15 protein-coding genes, 1 riboswitch and 2 other annotated features are annotated in these 17,385 nt (G+C 39.8%); of the genes, 4 read left to right on the top strand and 11 right to left on the bottom strand.

All coding sequences use genetic code 11. The features are described from left to right. Positions 1 to 116: 116 nt before the first annotated feature. Positions 117 to 1,310, bottom strand: a complete 1,194-nt coding sequence (locus F8M42_RS11515) for an MFS transporter (protein ID WP_182186795.1) — start codon at positions 1,308 to 1,310, stop codon at positions 117 to 119. A 140-nt stretch (positions 1,311 to 1,450) separates the two neighbouring features. On the opposite strand from F8M42_RS11515, the gene F8M42_RS11510 reads away from it, so the two are divergent. Further along, complete coding sequence (locus F8M42_RS11510; RefSeq protein ID WP_182186794.1) at positions 1,451 to 2,329, top strand: LysR family transcriptional regulator; 879 nt, start codon at positions 1,451 to 1,453, stop codon at positions 2,327 to 2,329. A gap of 47 nt (positions 2,330 to 2,376) precedes the next feature. Here the strand turns inward: F8M42_RS11510 and F8M42_RS11505 are convergent, their stop codons facing one another. The 10 genes from F8M42_RS11505 to nadA form a co-directional block, all read right to left on the bottom strand. Then, positions 2,377 to 3,552: a MalY/PatB family protein gene (locus tag F8M42_RS11505; RefSeq protein WP_182186793.1), complete on the bottom strand. Its 1,176-nt coding sequence runs from the start codon at positions 3,550 to 3,552 to the stop codon at positions 2,377 to 2,379. A 30-nt stretch (positions 3,553 to 3,582) separates the two neighbouring features. Continuing rightward, positions 3,583 to 4,716 (bottom strand): trans-sulfuration enzyme family protein, encoded by a 1,134-nt coding sequence (locus F8M42_RS11500; RefSeq protein WP_182186792.1) that lies wholly within the window; start codon positions 4,714 to 4,716, stop codon positions 3,583 to 3,585. A gap of 61 nt (positions 4,717 to 4,777) precedes the next feature. Further along, positions 4,778 to 4,879: riboswitch (SAM riboswitch) on the bottom strand. Positions 4,880 to 4,925: 46 nt separating this feature from the next. Next, positions 4,926 to 5,807, bottom strand: coding sequence for a cysteine ABC transporter substrate-binding protein (locus F8M42_RS11495; protein ID WP_182186791.1), 882 nt, complete (start codon positions 5,805 to 5,807; stop codon positions 4,926 to 4,928). A gap of 27 nt (positions 5,808 to 5,834) precedes the next feature. Further along, on the bottom strand, positions 5,835 to 6,587 hold the full coding sequence (locus F8M42_RS11490) for an amino acid ABC transporter ATP-binding protein (protein ID WP_196595559.1): 753 nt from the start codon (positions 6,585 to 6,587) through the stop codon (positions 5,835 to 5,837). A 1-nt stretch (position 6,588) separates the two neighbouring features. Then, positions 6,589 to 7,266, bottom strand: coding sequence for an amino acid ABC transporter permease (locus F8M42_RS11485; RefSeq protein WP_182186790.1), 678 nt, complete (start codon positions 7,264 to 7,266; stop codon positions 6,589 to 6,591). Next, positions 7,235 to 7,906 (bottom strand): amino acid ABC transporter permease, encoded by a 672-nt coding sequence (locus F8M42_RS11480; protein WP_182186789.1) that lies wholly within the window; start codon positions 7,904 to 7,906, stop codon positions 7,235 to 7,237. The genes F8M42_RS11485 and F8M42_RS11480 overlap by 32 nt, the downstream gene beginning before the upstream one ends. A gap of 190 nt (positions 7,907 to 8,096) precedes the next feature. Next, positions 8,097 to 8,627 (bottom strand): transcription repressor NadR, encoded by a 531-nt coding sequence (locus F8M42_RS11475; RefSeq protein ID WP_182186788.1) that lies wholly within the window; start codon positions 8,625 to 8,627, stop codon positions 8,097 to 8,099. 49 nt (positions 8,628 to 8,676) lie between these two features. Continuing rightward, positions 8,677 to 9,528 carry a carboxylating nicotinate-nucleotide diphosphorylase gene (gene nadC, locus F8M42_RS11470; RefSeq protein WP_182186787.1) on the bottom strand — a complete coding sequence of 284 codons (852 nt, stop codon included), beginning with the start codon at positions 9,526 to 9,528 and terminating at the stop codon, positions 8,677 to 8,679. A gap of 11 nt (positions 9,529 to 9,539) precedes the next feature. Then, positions 9,540 to 10,712, bottom strand: a complete 1,173-nt coding sequence (locus F8M42_RS11465) for an L-aspartate oxidase (protein WP_182186786.1) — start codon at positions 10,710 to 10,712, stop codon at positions 9,540 to 9,542. 17 nt (positions 10,713 to 10,729) lie between these two features. Continuing rightward, on the bottom strand, positions 10,730 to 11,632 hold the full coding sequence (nadA, locus tag F8M42_RS11460) for a quinolinate synthase NadA (protein WP_182186785.1): 903 nt from the start codon (positions 11,630 to 11,632) through the stop codon (positions 10,730 to 10,732). Positions 11,633 to 11,901: 269 nt separating this feature from the next. Continuing rightward, positions 11,902 to 12,169 (top strand) — a binding site (T-box leader). 191 nt (positions 12,170 to 12,360) lie between these two features. Here nadA and F8M42_RS11455 point away from each other — a divergent pair. From F8M42_RS11455 to ilvD, 3 genes are all read left to right on the top strand, one after another. Then, positions 12,361 to 14,046: a 2-isopropylmalate synthase gene (locus F8M42_RS11455; RefSeq protein ID WP_182188742.1), complete on the top strand. Its 1,686-nt coding sequence runs from the start codon at positions 12,361 to 12,363 to the stop codon at positions 14,044 to 14,046. Positions 14,047 to 14,248: 202 nt separating this feature from the next. Continuing rightward, positions 14,249 to 14,484: a binding site (T-box leader), on the top strand. Between the two features lie 125 nt (positions 14,485 to 14,609). Then, positions 14,610 to 15,590: a bile acid:sodium symporter family protein gene (locus F8M42_RS11450; RefSeq protein WP_182186784.1), complete on the top strand. Its 981-nt coding sequence runs from the start codon at positions 14,610 to 14,612 to the stop codon at positions 15,588 to 15,590. Between the two features lie 37 nt (positions 15,591 to 15,627). Then, complete coding sequence (gene ilvD, locus F8M42_RS11445) at positions 15,628 to 17,280, top strand: dihydroxy-acid dehydratase (protein WP_182186783.1); 1,653 nt, start codon at positions 15,628 to 15,630, stop codon at positions 17,278 to 17,280. The last annotated feature ends 105 nt before the right edge of the window (positions 17,281 to 17,385 follow it).

Here is a 17,385-nt window from a genome sequence, read left to right as displayed (position 1 = left end):
CCACCGTTATGCGGGTACTCACCTTCCTAAGAGCAGGCAAAGAAAATGAGATATTACAAATTTATGAATAAAATGCTTATGTATAACAACCCCAAGAGCAGATTGTCAGTTAAATGTCAATTGATGACGACTGACTCTTGCTGTCTTTTTTTGCGGCCATGCAGCAAATAATATAAAAACATGCTGAAAATGGCACCACCGGCCATGAGCATATATAGGCCGCGGAATCCAATGCTTGGCACTAAAAGTCCCAGAAACAACGGACCAATACCTACACCACCATCGGTCAGAGAGAAAAATGTTGACGTCGCCAGTCCGACACGATGGGGTGGTGATAATGTTATTGCAATGGCTTGACCACTTGACATAAAGGTACCGAACCCAAGCCCTAAAAGTCCACCGGCAGCTAAGAGAATAAAATTGTTATGGGCCTGACTTAAAAGAATCATACCGATGGCGAAAACAAGAAAGGCGGGATACATGACAAAATTTTCGCCTTTTTTATCAAAAAGATGACCGGTTATTGGGCGAGAAAATAAAATGATGATGGAATAAACGATAAAAAAGGAACTGCCGGCACTGACTAAATCGATTTCTCTGGTATAGGGGGCCAGAAAGCTGATTATGCTTGAGTAAAAGAACCCCAGTAGTCCACCGATAACAGCTATAGGTAGGGCTTTAAATTCGATAAAGTTATTGACGGCGAAATTGCCGTGGTCGACTTTTACAGAAGTGGTAAGAGGTTCAGCGTTAAGTTTTAGCAGTAATGCTGATAGAATGCTGACAGCTAATATTATGGCACAGATGGCAAAAATTATTTGAAAACTTATGTGCTGACTCATGTATATACCGAGAAAAGGTCCTATGGCCGACGCCAGTGTGACGCTCATAGCATAATATCCAACACCTTCACCGCGACGTGATGCCGGAATGATATGGGCAATTATTGTTCCCGTGGCTGTGGCTGCGATGCCGAATCCGATTCCGTGCAGCGAACGAATAAATAGCAGGAAAGAAATGTTATCAGCCTCAAAATATAAAAATGTAGTTGCGAAATAAAGTACCAATCCTATCAGCAGCATTTTTTTTTGGCCAATTTGTTCAATGGTTTTACCGGTGAATATACGTGAAAAGAGTGCGGTTAAAATAAAAATACCTGAAGCCAGGCCGGCAACTCCGGGGGATGCCTGAAGTGTATCCATTGCGTAAATTGCAATGATTACAGTGAGTGTATAGTATACAAGATAAATAAAAAAATTGGCTACTGAATCCATTGTAAAATTTTTCGTCCATAATCGTGCTTCACTCATTAACATTACCATCCTTAATTTTTATAAAAGTGATGTAAGACGGTTTTTATTATAACATTGAATCTTTATATGTTAAAATATATAATTAACTATATTGCTTATTCCTTGTAAGCTATAATCAATTTATTGGGAGAATGATTATGGATATATTACAACTGAAATATTTTCGTGAAGTTGCCCAATCGGAAAGTATGACCAAGGCTGCTGAAAAATTGCATATAGCGCAGCCATCTCTGAGCAAGACCATTCTTCGGCTGGAAAAAGGCTTGGGAGTGGCTTTATTTGATCGTGTTGGAAAACGCATAAAGTTAAATGACTGCGGAAAGCTTTTTCTTAAAAGAGTAGAGCGCGTTTTTAATGAACTGGATGCCGGGCAGCGGGAATTGGCGGACTTGGCCGGCATCGGGCAGGAACATGTTACATTGGGAGCATCTTCTTCACGATTTTTACCTAATCTTTTGAATGGGTTTCTTGTAGAGCATCCTCAGGTGAACTTTCGCCTGAGACATTTTGCCAGACAGGCAGAAATGCAGGAGCAGCTGCTTAATGGGCAGATAGATTTAAGTATTTTTTTTCTGCCGATAATTCATCCGCAAATTCATTCGGAACCGTTAATCGATGAAGAAATATTCTTAGCCGTGCCGCCGAAACATCATTTAGCTGACAGGAAAAGTATTCAGCTGCGGGAAGCAGCTGCCGAATCGTTTATCAGTTATACTGCCGATTCAGAGCTTTGGGATATTACTCATAATTTTTGTCGTCAGGCGGGGTTTGAACCTAGCATCGTTTTCGAGATCGAAAGCTTGGAAGCAATCGCTACATTAGTTAATGCAGGCTTGGGTGTTACTTTTTTACCGGCCTATTGGCGCCAAAGTGATATTTCTCATCTGCCGGTGCAGCTTCATATTGAAAATCCTGTTTGCCAACGAACTATTTGGCTGTCTTGGATCAAGGGACGTTATATGTCACCTATAACAAATATTTTTAAAAATTTTGTCATACGGTATTTTTCCCGATAAAGCTTTAAAATTGGGGAGAAAGTATTGATGAGCTCGATGTAGTTTGCCTACAAATTCAACTGTTGTGCGGCATCCGCTAATTGATACAATGCTTTTTTTAATATTGGTTTTGGACAGGCAGCGTTGAGACGAACATATTGTGACAGTGAATTGCTGAACCAGCAGCCATCATCCAAAGCCAAATGTGCTTTATTTACCATAAAATTGTGCAATTGCTTTTTGTCTAGCCCTAATTTTCGGCAATCCAGCAGAACAAGGTATGTCCCTTCAGGATAATTGGGTTTGACAGCGGGAATGTATTTAGCACAAAATTCATTAATGAACTTGAAATTGTTTTCGATATAATTTAATGCGGTTTCAAGCCACTTGGTGCCATATTGGTAAGCTGCTTCGACGGCTATGAGGCTGAAACAGTTATTGCGCTGTAAATCGAGAGTATCCAGTACTTTAGCAAAAGTATTTTTTAATCCAGCATTAGGGAAGACCACTATTGATGCCTGTAATCCGGCTAAATTAAAAGTTTTGCTTGGGGATAAACAGGTGACGGTGTTTTGGCGAAATTGTTCTGATATACTGGCTAAAGGTATATGTTTATGGGAATTGAAAGTTATATCACAATGAATTTCATCGGCAATTATCAGTATATTGTATTTCAGGCAGATGTTGCCGAGTTTTATTAACTCATCTTTTTTCCATACTCGTCCGACAGGATTGTGCGGACTGCATAAAAGTAACAGTTTGGCACCGGCTTTAGCTTTTTCTTCCAGCTGTTCGTAATCCATTTCATAATGTCCGGCAATATTTTTTAAAGGATTTTCTACTAAAATACGATGGTTTTTTTCTATTACATCGAAAAAAGGATAATATACCGGTGGCTGGATAATTATTTTATCGCCTGGACAGGTTAAGGTTCGTATAAGCAAGCTTAGTGCGGTGACTACACCCGGAGTATGAAGCATAAGCTTTGGATCTGCTGACCAGTCATGTCTTTGCATCAACCAGCTGCCTACCGTATTAAAATATGTTTGCGGTCTTGAAGTATAACCAAATATTCCCTGCATGGCTCTTTTTTGCAGTGCTTCACTGATGGGGGCAGCTGTTTTAAAGTCCATATCGGCAATCCACAAGGGAACAAGATCATTCCTGCCGAATTTTTCGGTCAGTTCATCGTATTTGGCAGAAAAGTTGTTCTTTCTGTCAATAATTTCATCAAAATTTATCATATGTATGCTCCTTTGTTTTAAAATATATCTTTATTGCAGGGCTTGTTTCAAATCGGCAATAATATCTTCGCTAGATTCAATGCCGACGGATAATCGCAGTAATTTATCAGTAATACCAAGCTTCTCTCGTACTGCTTCGGGGATATCCATATGAGTTTGGCGTGCCGGAAATGTAATCAAGCTTTCTACACCACCCAGACTTTCGGCAAATTGGATAAAAGTTACTTTGTTTAGTATTTGCGGTACGAGAGCTGCATTGTCAACAGCAAAAGAAATTATTCCGCCATAGCCGGAGGCTTGTTTATCATGAATTGTTTTACCGGGATGAGTGGGCAGCCCCGGATAATAAACTTGTGTAATATGTTTTTGATTTTGCAGCCAGGCAGCAATTTTTTTGGCATTATCATTATGCCTCTGCATCCGCAATGCCAACGTTTTTAAACCGCGAATCAGCAGCCAGCTGTCAAAAGGACTTAAAATACTGCCGGCAGCATTTTGGATAAATTTCACTTTTTCGGACAACTGTTCACCGTGTACAATTACAACTCCGCAGAGCAGATCATTGTGTCCGGCCAAATACTTAGTACCGCTGTGGATTACAATGTCTGCACCTAAGTCTAAGGGCCTTTGGAAATAGGGAGTTAGGAAGGTATTGTCGACAATGAGCTGCATGTTGTTACATCGGCAAAGTTTGGCAATAGCGGCAATGTCCGCTATTTTCATCAGTGGATTAGTTGGAGTTTCGATAAATATGGCTTTGGTGCTGGGGGTTATGCTTGATTCGATTGCAGATAAGGAGGTTGTATCAACTGTTGAAAAATCTATGGAGAATTTGGCAAAAATATTTTGAAATATGCGATATGTACCTCCATAACAATCATCTGTGAGCAAAATATGGTCACCAGGTTTATATAGTAACAAAACGGCTGCTATCGCAGCCATACCCGACGGAAAAACAAAACCTGCTGTACCGTTTTCTAATGAAGCCAGCCCGTCTTCTGCTACTTGACGCGTCGGATTTTTACTCCTGGTGTAATCATAGCCGGTACTTTGGCCTAAAGCTGGATGAGCAAAAGATGCCGTGTTATAGATTGGTGTGCTGATAGAACCAGTCTGCGGGTCGGTATTGACACCAATATGAACGATTTTTGATTCTAAATGCATAATTGTGGACCTCCTTATAATAAAAAAAGGTTCTTTCAAAAATGAAAGAACCTGCCTTAGTCTCTCATTTTTCAGGTTATACCTGCAGGAATTGGCACCTTGCATTATTATTGCCGGTTGCCGGGCGTCATCGGGCCAGTCCCTCAGCCTCTCGTAATAAGAGTTAACATATACAATTATAATGGATAACAGTTGTCTACAGGGGAAAATTATTTATTGTTTACTGCACCACCTTCGACAACCAAATCTTCAGGATTGACGGCACTGCCATAAACAGGTTTTAATGTTTCTTCATAATCTTTATGGAAAAAGTTTTCAGAAGCTAATTTCTTGATATCATCATTGATGAAATTTAATAATTCCTTGTTACCCTTCTGGACTGCCGGAGCGATGGTATCAATATTTCCCAGTGAGGTAATGCCGACGGTAAAACCTTTGTTTTTTAAAGCCCATGCCAGGACTTCTGTGTTATCGGTGGAAAAAGCATCACCGCGGCCGTCGAGAAGAGCATTGTAAGTTTCGGTATATTGGTCAAACTTCAAAAGTTTTATATCAGGATAGTTTTTGGAAAAATATGTTTCGGCTGTTGTTCCTTTGGCGACGATCAACGTTTTTCCCTTCAATTGGTCAGGACTTGTAATAAGTGCGCCATCCGGAGAAACAACGCCTAATGCAACCTTCATATATGGCAGGGCAAAGTCTACCTGTTCAGCACGTTCAGGTGTGACGGTAAAGTTGGCAAGAATGACATCGACTTTGCCGGTTTTTAAATATTCTACGCGATTTGCCGGTTCTACAGATACATATTTGACTTTTACACCCAGATCTTTGGCCAATCGGTTACCATAATAGATATCGTAGCCTTGGTATTCACCATTTTGGTCTATGTAACCAAACGGAGCTTTATCACTGAATACACCGATGGTTATTTCACCACTTTTTTTAATGTCGTCAAGTGAACGAAAAGCAGTCGGAGAAGTGCTGTTTTGCTGCTGGGAGGTATCTGGGCTGCTTGCGCAGCCACTGATGAATACAGCTGCTGTCATAATAATGGCTGCTAAAAACAGTAAATGGATTTTTTTAAGACTCATTTCAATTACCTCTTCCTTTTTCTGCGATTATTTTACAGAATTAAATTCGAAACTGTTTAAAAATTGTTTGGCCCGGGTCGTTGAAGGTTGAGTGAAAAATTGTTCCGGGGTATTTTCCTCGACAATTTCACCATCGTCAAAGAAAAAAATTCGATCAGCTATTGCATGGGCAAAAGACATTTCGTGTGTTACAATCAGCATTGTCATTCCCTGCCGTACCAATCCTATTATTACGTCAAGGACTTCGCGAACCATTTCAGGGTCTAAAGAAGCAGTAACTTCGTCGAAAAGCATTATCTCCGGATTCAATATAAGTGCCCGGATCATGGCAATACGCTGCTTTTGTCCGCCGGATAACTGGCGGGGATAGAAGTTTTCCTTATCAGCCAAGCCTATTCTTGTCAATAATTTGCGTGCTGTCTGCTGTACTTCGGATTTTTTTCGTCGCTGTACTTGTAGTGCAGCCAGAGTAATGTTGTCTATAACCGTCAGATGATTAAATAGTTCATAGCTTTGAAAAACCATACCGATCTGCTGGCAGATTCGTGAGCGCGGCAATGATTCATCGCTGATGCAGTCATTTTTGAAATAAACAGCGCCGTGGTTGATTTTTTCCAATCCATTGATGCAGCGGAGAAAAGTTGATTTACCACAGCCGGAAGGACCTACTATCACGATGACTTCACCTTTTTTTATTTCCATAGAGATATCTTTTAATATAGTATGGTTGTCATATGCTTTTTGCAGGTGCTCTATTTTTAGCAATATTTCTTGTTCCATATTATTTCTCCCATTTTTTTTCCAAATGTTGTGCAAGTATTGTCAGTGGCCAGCAGGAAAGAAAATATAGAAAAAATATTGTACCATATATCCATAAAGCTGCTGATGGTGCCGTATAACGATTTGCTTCAATTATCTGCTGGCCGGTTTTAAGCATCTCGACTACGCCAATCAATACCACTAATGAAGTAGTCATGATCATGCGTGTGGCCAGATTCATCGCCGGCGGTATTATTTGCCTCAGTGCCTGGGGAAGTATGATGAATCTGTAGAGCTGCAATTTACTGAACCCCAGGGCAGTGCCGCTTTCAAATTGATTTTTTGGAATAGAAATAAAAGCACCGCGTACGAGATCACCCATCTCGGCAGTTCCCCAAAGTATAAATACAATGACTGCCGCGGTAAAACCTGATAAATTTATGCCAACAGCCCGGGTCAATCCGAAGTAAGTCACGAATAAAAGGACAAGCTGTGGCATAATGCGGATAAATTCAAGATAAACACGTGTGATAGTATGAATGATTGGATTGCGCAGTGTCATCAATAGTCCCATTAGTGTGCCCAGTAAACAGGATGCAATAATAGTTATAACCGATAGTTTTAAAGTAACTATTAATCCCAATAAAAGACGGACACCATTTTCCCCATCAAAAAGTACACGAATCCCCAAATCCTGCATAGCGGATTCTCCTTTCCAATACCGCTGCCATAAGAGAAATTGGTAGGAGTATAATGAGATATGCCGCTACAAGGAGTAATAAAGCTTCATCAGTCTTATAATATAAACCAATTAAATCTTTGGCGACATAAATAAGGTCGGCCAGAGCAACCACGCTGAATACGGAAGTTTCCTTGATGAGAAAGATAACATTGGCACACAGCGGTGGGATGGAAACGGCAAGTGCCTGAGGTATAACGATATAACGCATTATCTGTATAGGAGAAAAACCTAATGCCTGGGCTGATTCTATCTGAGATGGTGATATTGAACTGAGACCGGCACGAAAAGCTTCGGCCATATAACTGCCGCCCAACAAGGTGAGTCCGATAATAGCACAGGCCTCGCTGGAAATGTGAATTCCCAGTTTGGGTAAACCAAAATAAAGGAAAAACAGCTGTACTAAAAGAGGAGTGTTGCGGAAAAGCTGCACATATGCTGCGGACAATTGAGATAATAAAAAGACTTTTTTGTAGCGAATCACACTGACAGCAAGGCCGGTTATTGTTGCTAAAACTATACCAATGATAACCAGTCGTAAAGTTAATGTAACAGCAGCTGCGTACATTGGAATAACCTTTTGCATAAATGCCCAATCCAAACTATCAGCTCCTTTCATGAATAAATAAAAAAGGCCAAGCACAGTAAAAATACTGCACTTAGCCTTCAATTTTTTTGATCAGCCAGATATGCGTTATCGATTAATGGATATATTATCACGACATTAATATGTTGTCAATAAAAATATACTAAACTTATATTATTAAGGAACTGGTAAATATATTGTTAAGTTATATCTGCTGTTCGTAGGGAAGAACCTGTGCCAGATAATTTTTTTTCTGCAGGGCCAGTTTTATGTCATTGAGAATTTCCGGAGAATCGGCACAAACTGTATGAAAATGATAACCGGCAGTTATATTCATCAATGGTGTGGATTTGCCTGCTTTTATATCATTTAAGAAATTATTTACGTCACGGCGATTTTTGATGTTCAGTTTGGCCTGCATTTTGCCATATACCCGGTGATTTATGATGACGTCAATAATAGTGCCGCCCTGGTCCACTATGGTATATAGTTCATCAGCAATTTGTGCATTGCTGTGATGAACTTTAAAAATTTGAGTAAAACGATGTGTATCGCTGAAAATATAGCCGCGGTTAGTTGATGTTATTGGATAATCTTGTGCTCGTAATAATGCAATGTCCTGGACAACCACTTGGCGGCTGACATTGGCAAGTCGTCCTAAGGCAGTTCCTGATAAAGGTTCATTGGAGTTTTTTATGGCATTTATGATAAGCTCACGGCGTTTTTCTCCGGTCATAATCTCCCTCCCGCTTTAACATTCAAATAGCTTAACCAGCAGTTACCGCTTAAAGTATCTGCAGATTTTTCATACTTATATCCAATATTGGTGCTGAGTGAGTCAATGCCCCACTAGATATATAGTCTACACCAACTGACAATAGTTTTTCAATGTTTTCTTTCGTTACGTTGCCGGAACACTCGGTTTGTGCCCGTCCGGCAATAATTTTTATTGCCTTTTTCATGTTTTCTATTGACATATTATCCAGCATTATAATGTCGGCGCCTGCTTCAACGGCATCTTTGACCATAGCAAGATTTTCAGTCTCTACTTCTATTTTGTGGACAAAAGGAGCATATTTTTTTGCTGCCGCAATAGCCTGTTTTACACCACCGGCAGCATTGATGTGATTGTCTTTTAACAATATGCCGTCTGATAAATTGTAGCGATGATTTAAACCACCGCCGACAGTGACGGCATATTTTTCAAAAATACGCATACACGGTGTAGTTTTACGTGTGTCCAAAAGTCTGGTAGGAGAGTTTTTTAATAATGTGACAACTCTTGCTGTATAAGTTGCTATACCACTCATTCGCTGTAAATAGTTGAGGGCTGTGCGTTCAGCTGATAACAGCACTCGTACATCTCCGGTTATCACGGCAAGCCTTTCCCCTGATGATACTTTGCTGCCATCTTTAGTGTAAAATTTTATTTCAGTAGCTGGATCTAATAATTGAAAGACACGTTCAAATGTTTTTAATCCGGCGATTATACCGGTTTGTTTGCAAATAAGTTCCACAGATCCTTTTTTATAATGCGGCATCACGGAATTTGTCGAAATGTCATCATTAGTTATATCCTCTTGTAAAGCCAGTTTTATATATTTGTCCGCAACTAATTGGAGCGTTACTGTATTCATATTGTCACCTTCTATAACATCCTTCCGGTAATTTCTGTTGCAGCTCGTTTGGCGAAGACAAGACTTTCCAGCAGACTGTTGCTTGCCAGGCGGTTTTTGCCGTGTACGCCGTTACAGCTTGTTTCACCGACGGCAAAAAGATTGGGCATAGTTGTTTCGGAATTGCTGTCAACGTGTATTCCTCCCATGAAATAATGCTGTGCCGGTACTATGGGAATGGGCTCTTGTAAAATATTGTAACCTTCTTCTTTACACTTTTCATAAATATGTGGAAAATGATTTAAAATAACGTCATCCGGAACTTTTTCAAAGGACATCCAGACATGTTTGGAATTTTCTTTTTTCATTTCAGCGTAGATAGCATTAGAAACTACATCTCGCGGCAATAATTCATTGACAAAACGATTCTGATGATTGTTTAATAGGACAGCATTTTCCCCGCGTGCCGATTCTGATATCAGAAAACTGCGTCCTGGTGTTTGTGTGTAAAGACTTGTCGGATGTATTTGTACATAGTCCATATGTTCTAGTTCGATGCCATGTTTTTTGGCAATACGACAGCTGTCACCTGTCAGATGTGGAAAATTGGTGGAATGTTCATAAAGTCCACCGATACCTCCGGTAGCCATAACGACAAATGGTGCAGCAACAAGTATTTCCTGATTATCAGGCAAGGCCATTTTTATGCCGGTACAAATGTTATTGCAGGTTGTAATATCAGTCATTGTTGTATATTCCATCATTGTTATGTTAGACAAATTTTGCACATGCCGCAGCAGTGTGGTAGTGATTTCTTTACCGGTGACATCTTCATGAAAGCAAATGCGCGGGCGTGAATGGGCACCTTCTTTAGTGTATTGTAAAGACCCGTCGGGATTTTTGGCAAAACGTACGCCTAAATCTAATAGATTGTCAATGATACTGCGGCTGGAACGAATCATTATGGCAACACTTTCCTTGCGGTTTTCATAATGTCCGGCCCGCATAGTATCTTCAAAATAAGCATCGTAATCATTTGCATCGTGTAATACACAAATACCACCCTGAGCCAGCATGGAATCACTGCTTTGAATATCGGATTTTGTTATTATAAGTATGTTTTTGTCATGGGGAAGATTGAGTGCGGTATACAAACCGCCAACTCCGCAGCCAACAATAATGATATCGTAATTGTAATTTTCCATTTGTTATTCCTTTCAGCTTAGGCCAATTCTAACATTTTTGTCAGTGCTTTCCGAGCAGATACCGCCAACTCTGTCGGAACTGTTATAGCATTTTTACCAGTTTTTAAGACAGACAAGACATTTTCCAAAGTATTAAGTTTCATATTGAGACATTTGGGTGTTGTGTCGGGGAAATAGTATTTTTTGCTGGGACTGGTCTGTTCAAGCCGGTGCTTTATACCGATTTCAGTGGCAATGATGAATTCACGATCGGTATTTTCAGCGGCAAATTTAATAATCCCGCTTGTGGAACCAATATAATCGGCTATTTTTATTATCGCGGCATTGCATTCGGGATGAACCAAAACTTTAACTGATGGATGTTCTTTTTTTAATCTGTTTATTTCCTGTACATCTATATGCTCATGGATTGGACAAAAACCGTCGTTGAAAATAAAGTTTTTATCTGGCAGATGCCGGGCTACATAATGTCCTAAATTTTTATCAGGAATAAATAAAATATTTTTATTAGGCAGTTTACTGACAACGGTTACGGCATTGGCCGATGTTACGCAGACATCTGAGCAGGCTTTGGTCTCAGTCGTTGAGTTGACATAACATACTACGGCTAAATCAGTGTATCTTTTTCTGCTTTCCCGAATAAAATTATTATCAATCATATGGGCCATGAAACAATCGGCCCGTGCATCCGGCATTAGGACAATTTTTTGCGGATTGAGTATTTTGGCGCATTCTCCCATAAATTTTACACCGGCAAAAACTATAGTGCGACATTTTATTTTGGCAGCAATTTTACTTAAATAAAAAGAATCACCGACATAATCAGCTATATCCTGTACTGCCGGGCAGGCGTAATAATGCGCCAAAATAACGGCATCTTGCTCTCGTTTTAATTTCAATAATTTTTCGTGGTCAACCATTAATTTTCTCCTATTGTCTGTCAAAATATTAAAAGTGGCAGTTTTTTATTTATCTGAGTAACAGATATTAAATGCAGTATAGCAGATAATTTTACATATGACAAGACAGATATAATTGCAATGCAATGCATTGCAATTATATAAAGCCTGCTGTAAAAAAATTAAATATTATGACATCGTTTGATAATATTATCAAATAAATAAAATGTAAAACTGTATACAAAACACTTGCAATTTACTTTACTATATGATATTGTATAAGACATACGAAAAATGCGTTGCAGAGGAATAGTAGTATTTATTAGAACTCACAGAGAATTGCGGTTTGATGAAAAGCAATAGTTCGACCAAGTATGAACTCACCTTGAAGCAGCTCGCTGAAATGTTAAAAGTAGGCGCAGACGGGATCCGGCCGTTAAAACGGAACGATATAATATTGTTTTAAATTAAAACAATACGTATCTGTAAAAGTGTATATTGCTGCTTAGCAATGTAAATTAGAGTGGTACCGCGAAAGCTTAGCCTTTCGTCTCTTTGTAAGAGACGAAAGGCTTTTTTGTTTGTAAAATAACATGCCTGTTAAGTTACAAATGTATAATAATTGTGGTATCCAAAAAATTTATTATATTAGGCAGCTTAAAACACGGTAAAAATCGGTAATGCAATTGACTGGTTATCTGGTTGAGACATTTTTCAAAAATAAACAGGAGGAATTTGCCATGTATGATATGAGCAGCAGGAAGTATACTAAAAATTATTTCATACCACCAATAGTGGATATGAGCTGGACCAGGAAAGAATATCCTGCTAAAGCACCGGTGTGGTGCAGTGTTGATTTGCGGGACGGTAATCAGTCACTTGTTATTCCGATGAGTATTGATGAAAAAATAGAATTTTATAAGATGCTGGTAAAGATTGGTTTCAAGGAAATTGAGGTCGGATTTCCGGCGGCTTCTGAGACTGAATATGCTTTTTTGCGAACTTTAGTTGAAAAAGATTTGATCCCTGATGATGTTACTGTGCAGGTATTAACGCAGTCAAGAGAACATATAATAAAAAGAACTTTTGCCGCACTCGATGGTGTAAAAAATGCGATTGTTCATGTTTATAATTCTACTTCAGTCGCTCAGCGCGAACAGGTTTTTAAGAAATCACGGGAAGATATCAAAAAAATTGCTGTTGATGGGGCCGTTATGCTCAAAGAGTTAACCGCAGAAGCCGGGGAAAAATATCGGTTTGAATATTCACCGGAAAGTTTTACCGGAACCGAGGTGGACTACGCTTGCGAGGTTTGCAATGCGGTTCTTGATATTTGGCAGCCAAATTCTGACAGGAAAGCAATTATCAATCTGCCATCTACTGTGCAGATGTCAATGCCGCATATATATGCAGCACAAATCGCCTATATGTCACAGAATTTAAGTTATCGTGATAATGTTGTTTTGTCATTGCATCCGCATAATGACCGGGGTACAGGAGTAGCTGATTCAGAAATGGGGTTACTGGCTGGAGCTGATCGTATTGAAGGCACACTTTTTGGTAACGGAGAACGCACCGGTAATGCAGATGTGGTTACTATCGCTATGAATATGTATGCTCTTGGTGTTGATCCCAAACTTGATTTCAGTAATATGCCCGAGATAATCAGTATGTATGAAAATGTTACGCGTATGCATGTATATGAACGCCAACCCTATTCAGGAAGTCTCGTTTTTGCGGCATTTTCTGGTTCGCACCAGGATGCTATTGCCAAAGGAATGAAATGGCGGGAAGAAGAAAAACCAGAACATTGGACTGTACCGTATTTGCTTATTGATCCTAAGGATATTGGCAGGGAGTACGATGGTGATGTTATCAGAATCAATAGCCAATCGGGTAAGGGCGGTGTCGCATATATTATGGAACAAAAATATGGCCTTGATATGCCTAAAAAGATGCGGGAGGATTTTGGATACTGTGTCAAAAGTGTTTCTGATCATAAGCATAAGGAACTTTTACCGGATGAAATTTATAACATTTTTCAAGAAGCCTATGTCAATATTGAAAATCCCTTATCTTTGATAGATTTTAAATTGAATAAAACAGCAGATGGCATGCGGGATGGGCATTTGCATTTATATGTTAACGGACAGGAAAAAGTGCTGCCGGCTCGCGGTAACGGACGGTTGGATGCAGTAAGCAATGCTTTGCAAGAACAGCTGGGAATAAGATACAGTAATTTGATTTATAGTGAGCACGCTATGGAAATAGGTTCCACTTCAAGAGCTATGGCTTATATTGGTATAGCTGACGAAGATGATAATACTTCCTGGGGAGCGGGAATGGATACTGATATTATAACGGCTTCGGTGAAAGCTCTGCTGAGTGCAGTGAATAAAATGGCTAAGATAAAAACCATTATGGTATTGAAATAAATTATTTTTATGATAATTAAATATTTTAATAAAGGGATCGTCTGTTTTGCAATTTTGCGGGGAATTGTTTGATTGATTATGGTGCGTTCAGGTATGAATTATTCGGTAAATATATAATATTACTTGACAAATTATTTTTAAAATAATAGAATAAATGTCACAGCACTTAACAATTACAAAATTACAATATAATATGACGATAATAAATTTTATGAAGAGAAAGAGTACACATTTATCTTGTTTTATAGAGAGTCGATGGGCGGTGAAAATCGATAGGCAGGTTTTTGTGGAAAATCATCTCTGAAAAGCAACGCTGAAAAGAGTAAGTGGAGACGGTATTCCCCGTTACAGGAAAAGCGTATGTTGGTGCGCTGTGAGAGCATTCGTTGTAAACTAACGAATGAAGTTGGGTGGTAACACGGAAAATCCGTCCCTTTATTTTTAAGGGGCGGATTTTTGTTGTGGAAATTATAGTTGTCAGTTGTGCTGAAAAGTAAAAGGACAGTGGTTAAATTCAACAATAATATGCGGATATAGTCAATAGAAATTGAAGGAGAAGAGTAATGAAGATTTTTGATAATGTCAGTGGTTTTATAACTAAATATATGGCAGCACTTGTTTTGTTGATTGCAATAATAGCATTGCTGCAGCCATGGTCTTTTACTTGGGCTACTAAATATGTAACTTATTTGCTGGGAATCGTCATGTTTGGTATGGGGATGACTCTGCGCTGGAAAGATTTTGCGCTTGTGTTTACAAGACCGCGTGATGTGTTTATCGGTTCGGCAGCACATTTTACAATAATGCCGGCTTTGGCATGGGGATTGGCTAAGGCTTTCGGGCTGCCGCCTGAACTGGCAGTAGGCGTTATTCTGGTAGGAACATGTCCAAGCGGAACATCATCCAATGTGATGTGTTTTCTTGCTAAAGGTGATGTAGCGTTGTCTGTTGCTATTGGAATAACGACGACGGTGCTGGCACCATTTATTACTCCATTGCTTACTTGGTATTTGGTTGGAGCATGGGTATCTATATCATTGGAAGCGATGTTTATTTCAATTTTTCAGGTAGTTGTGTTACCGATAACATTAGGAATTGTAGTTAATAGATTTTTTGACCGTTTTGTGCAAAAAGCGGTTAAGGTGCTGCCATTGATATCCGTGCTTGCTATTATGCTTATAGTCGGGGCGGTGGTATCTGCCAGTGCGCAAAAAATTATCCAGACAGGGCTTTTGATTATCGGTATTGTAATAATACATAATATCTGTGGTTATTTGTTGGGATACACGGCGGCCAAAATTGCCGGATTTGATATGCCAAAACGTAAGGCAGTGTTATTTGAAGTAGGAATGCAAAATTCGGGCTTGGCTACATCGCTGGCACTTATGCATTTTGGTGCAGCGGCGGCTATACCGGGTGCTATATTTAGTGTATGGCATAATATCTCTGGCTCTTTATTGGCTAATATTCTGGCGGCGCGAACAAAAAACATTGTAAATAAAGGTAATGCGGCAGCTGCTGGAAAAACAACGATCCATGCGTGATAAGGTAATATTTAATTATTGAAGGGAAGTTATAAAAATGAAAAGTGATTTAGCAAAAAAAGGACCGGAACGTTCGGCACATCGTGCACTGTTCTATGCCATGGGATATGGGCCGGAAGACTTAAAAAAACCGATGATTGGGATCGTAAATGCTTTCAATGAAATAATTCCGGGACATATTCATCTGCGGACTATTGCTGAAGCGGCTAAACTGGGTGTTGCAGCAGCAGGCGGCATGCCGGTTGAATTTCCGGCAATTGGTATTTGTGATGGTATAGCTATGGGGCATCAGGGAATGAAATATTCTTTAGCCAGCCGGGAACTTATTGCTGATTCGATAGAGGCCGTTGCTGCCGGACATGCTTTTGATGGTTTGGTTTTAATTCCCAATTGCGATAAAATAGTTCCTGGAATGCTGATGGCCGCGGCGCGCCTTAATATTCCCTGTATTGTAGTAAGCGGCGGACCGATGCTTGCCGGTCGCCATAATGGACAAAATGTGAGCGTCAGCACGACCTTTGAAGCTGCCGGTAAATTTGCTGCAGGGAAAATGGACGCAGCCGAAATGGCTTCGCTGGAAGCTGATGCTTGTCCGGGCTGTGGTTCTTGTTCCGGTCTTTTTACAGCTAATACGATGAATTGTTTGACTGAAGTATTAGGAATGGGATTGCCGGGAAATGGAACAATCCCAGCAGCTTATTTTGGACAGAGACGCCTTTTGGCAAAAAGAGCCGGTGAACTGATAATCGACCTGGTAAAAAATGATATAAAACCATGTGATATCATGACGAAACAGGCTTTTGAAAATGCAATGACTGTCGATATGGGAATTGGTGGTTCGTCCAATACAGTACTTCATTTGACGGCCATTGCTCATGAAGCAGGTATTACGCTGCCGACACCTTTGTTTGATGAGATAAGTGCCCATACACCATATATAACAAAATTGAGTCCTGGCGGTACGCATCATATGCAGGATCTTAATGAAGCCGGCGGGATTTGTGCTGTAATGAAAGAACTTTCTCGTAAAAATCTCATTCATTTAGATGCACTGACAGTCGATGGTACAATTGGTGAGAGAATCAGCAATGCTGCTATAAAACGGCCGGATGTCATAAAAACAGTTGACGCGCCATATCGTAAAACCGGCGGTATTGCGGTTTTGAAAGGCAATCTGGCACCGGATTATGCAGTAGTAAAAGAAAGCGCTGTTACTGAAGATATGCTGTGTTATAAGGGAACGGCCAGGGTGTTTAATTCTGAAGAAGAAGCTATTGCTGCGATAACCGGCAGAAAGATAAAAAATGGTGATGTAGTTGTTATTCGTTATGAAGGCCCTAAGGGTGGTCCGGGAATGCGGGAGATGCTTAATCCGACAGCTGTTATTACAGGTATGGGATTGAAAGTAGCACTTATTACTGATGGAAGATTTTCCGGGGCAACGCGCGGTGCCTGTATCGGGCATGTTTCACCTGAAGCTATGGCAGGAGGACCGATAGCGCTTATAAAGGAAGGCGACATAATTAATATTGATATTCCGGGACGTAAACTGGAACTGGAGGTAGATGCGGCCGAAATGGAAAAACGTCGGGCAGGCTGGGTGAAACCCGAACCAAAAGTTAAGACAGGTTATTTATCCCGGTATGCTAAACTGACTACTTCAGCCAGTACAGGAGCCGTATTACAGTAAAATATCACTTAATTTAAAACAACTGCTATCAATAAAAGATAGCAGTTGTTTTAAATTAAGTAATGATTTTTACAAATTAAGTAATGATTTTTGTGAAAAAGTATT

This window comes from Pectinatus frisingensis (assembly GCF_014076555.1).
GTDB classification, from domain to species: Bacteria; Bacillota; Negativicutes; order Selenomonadales; family Selenomonadaceae; genus Pectinatus; species Pectinatus frisingensis.
Note: the sequence above shows the minus strand (reverse complement) of the source record. Positions and strands in the feature narration are given on the sequence as shown.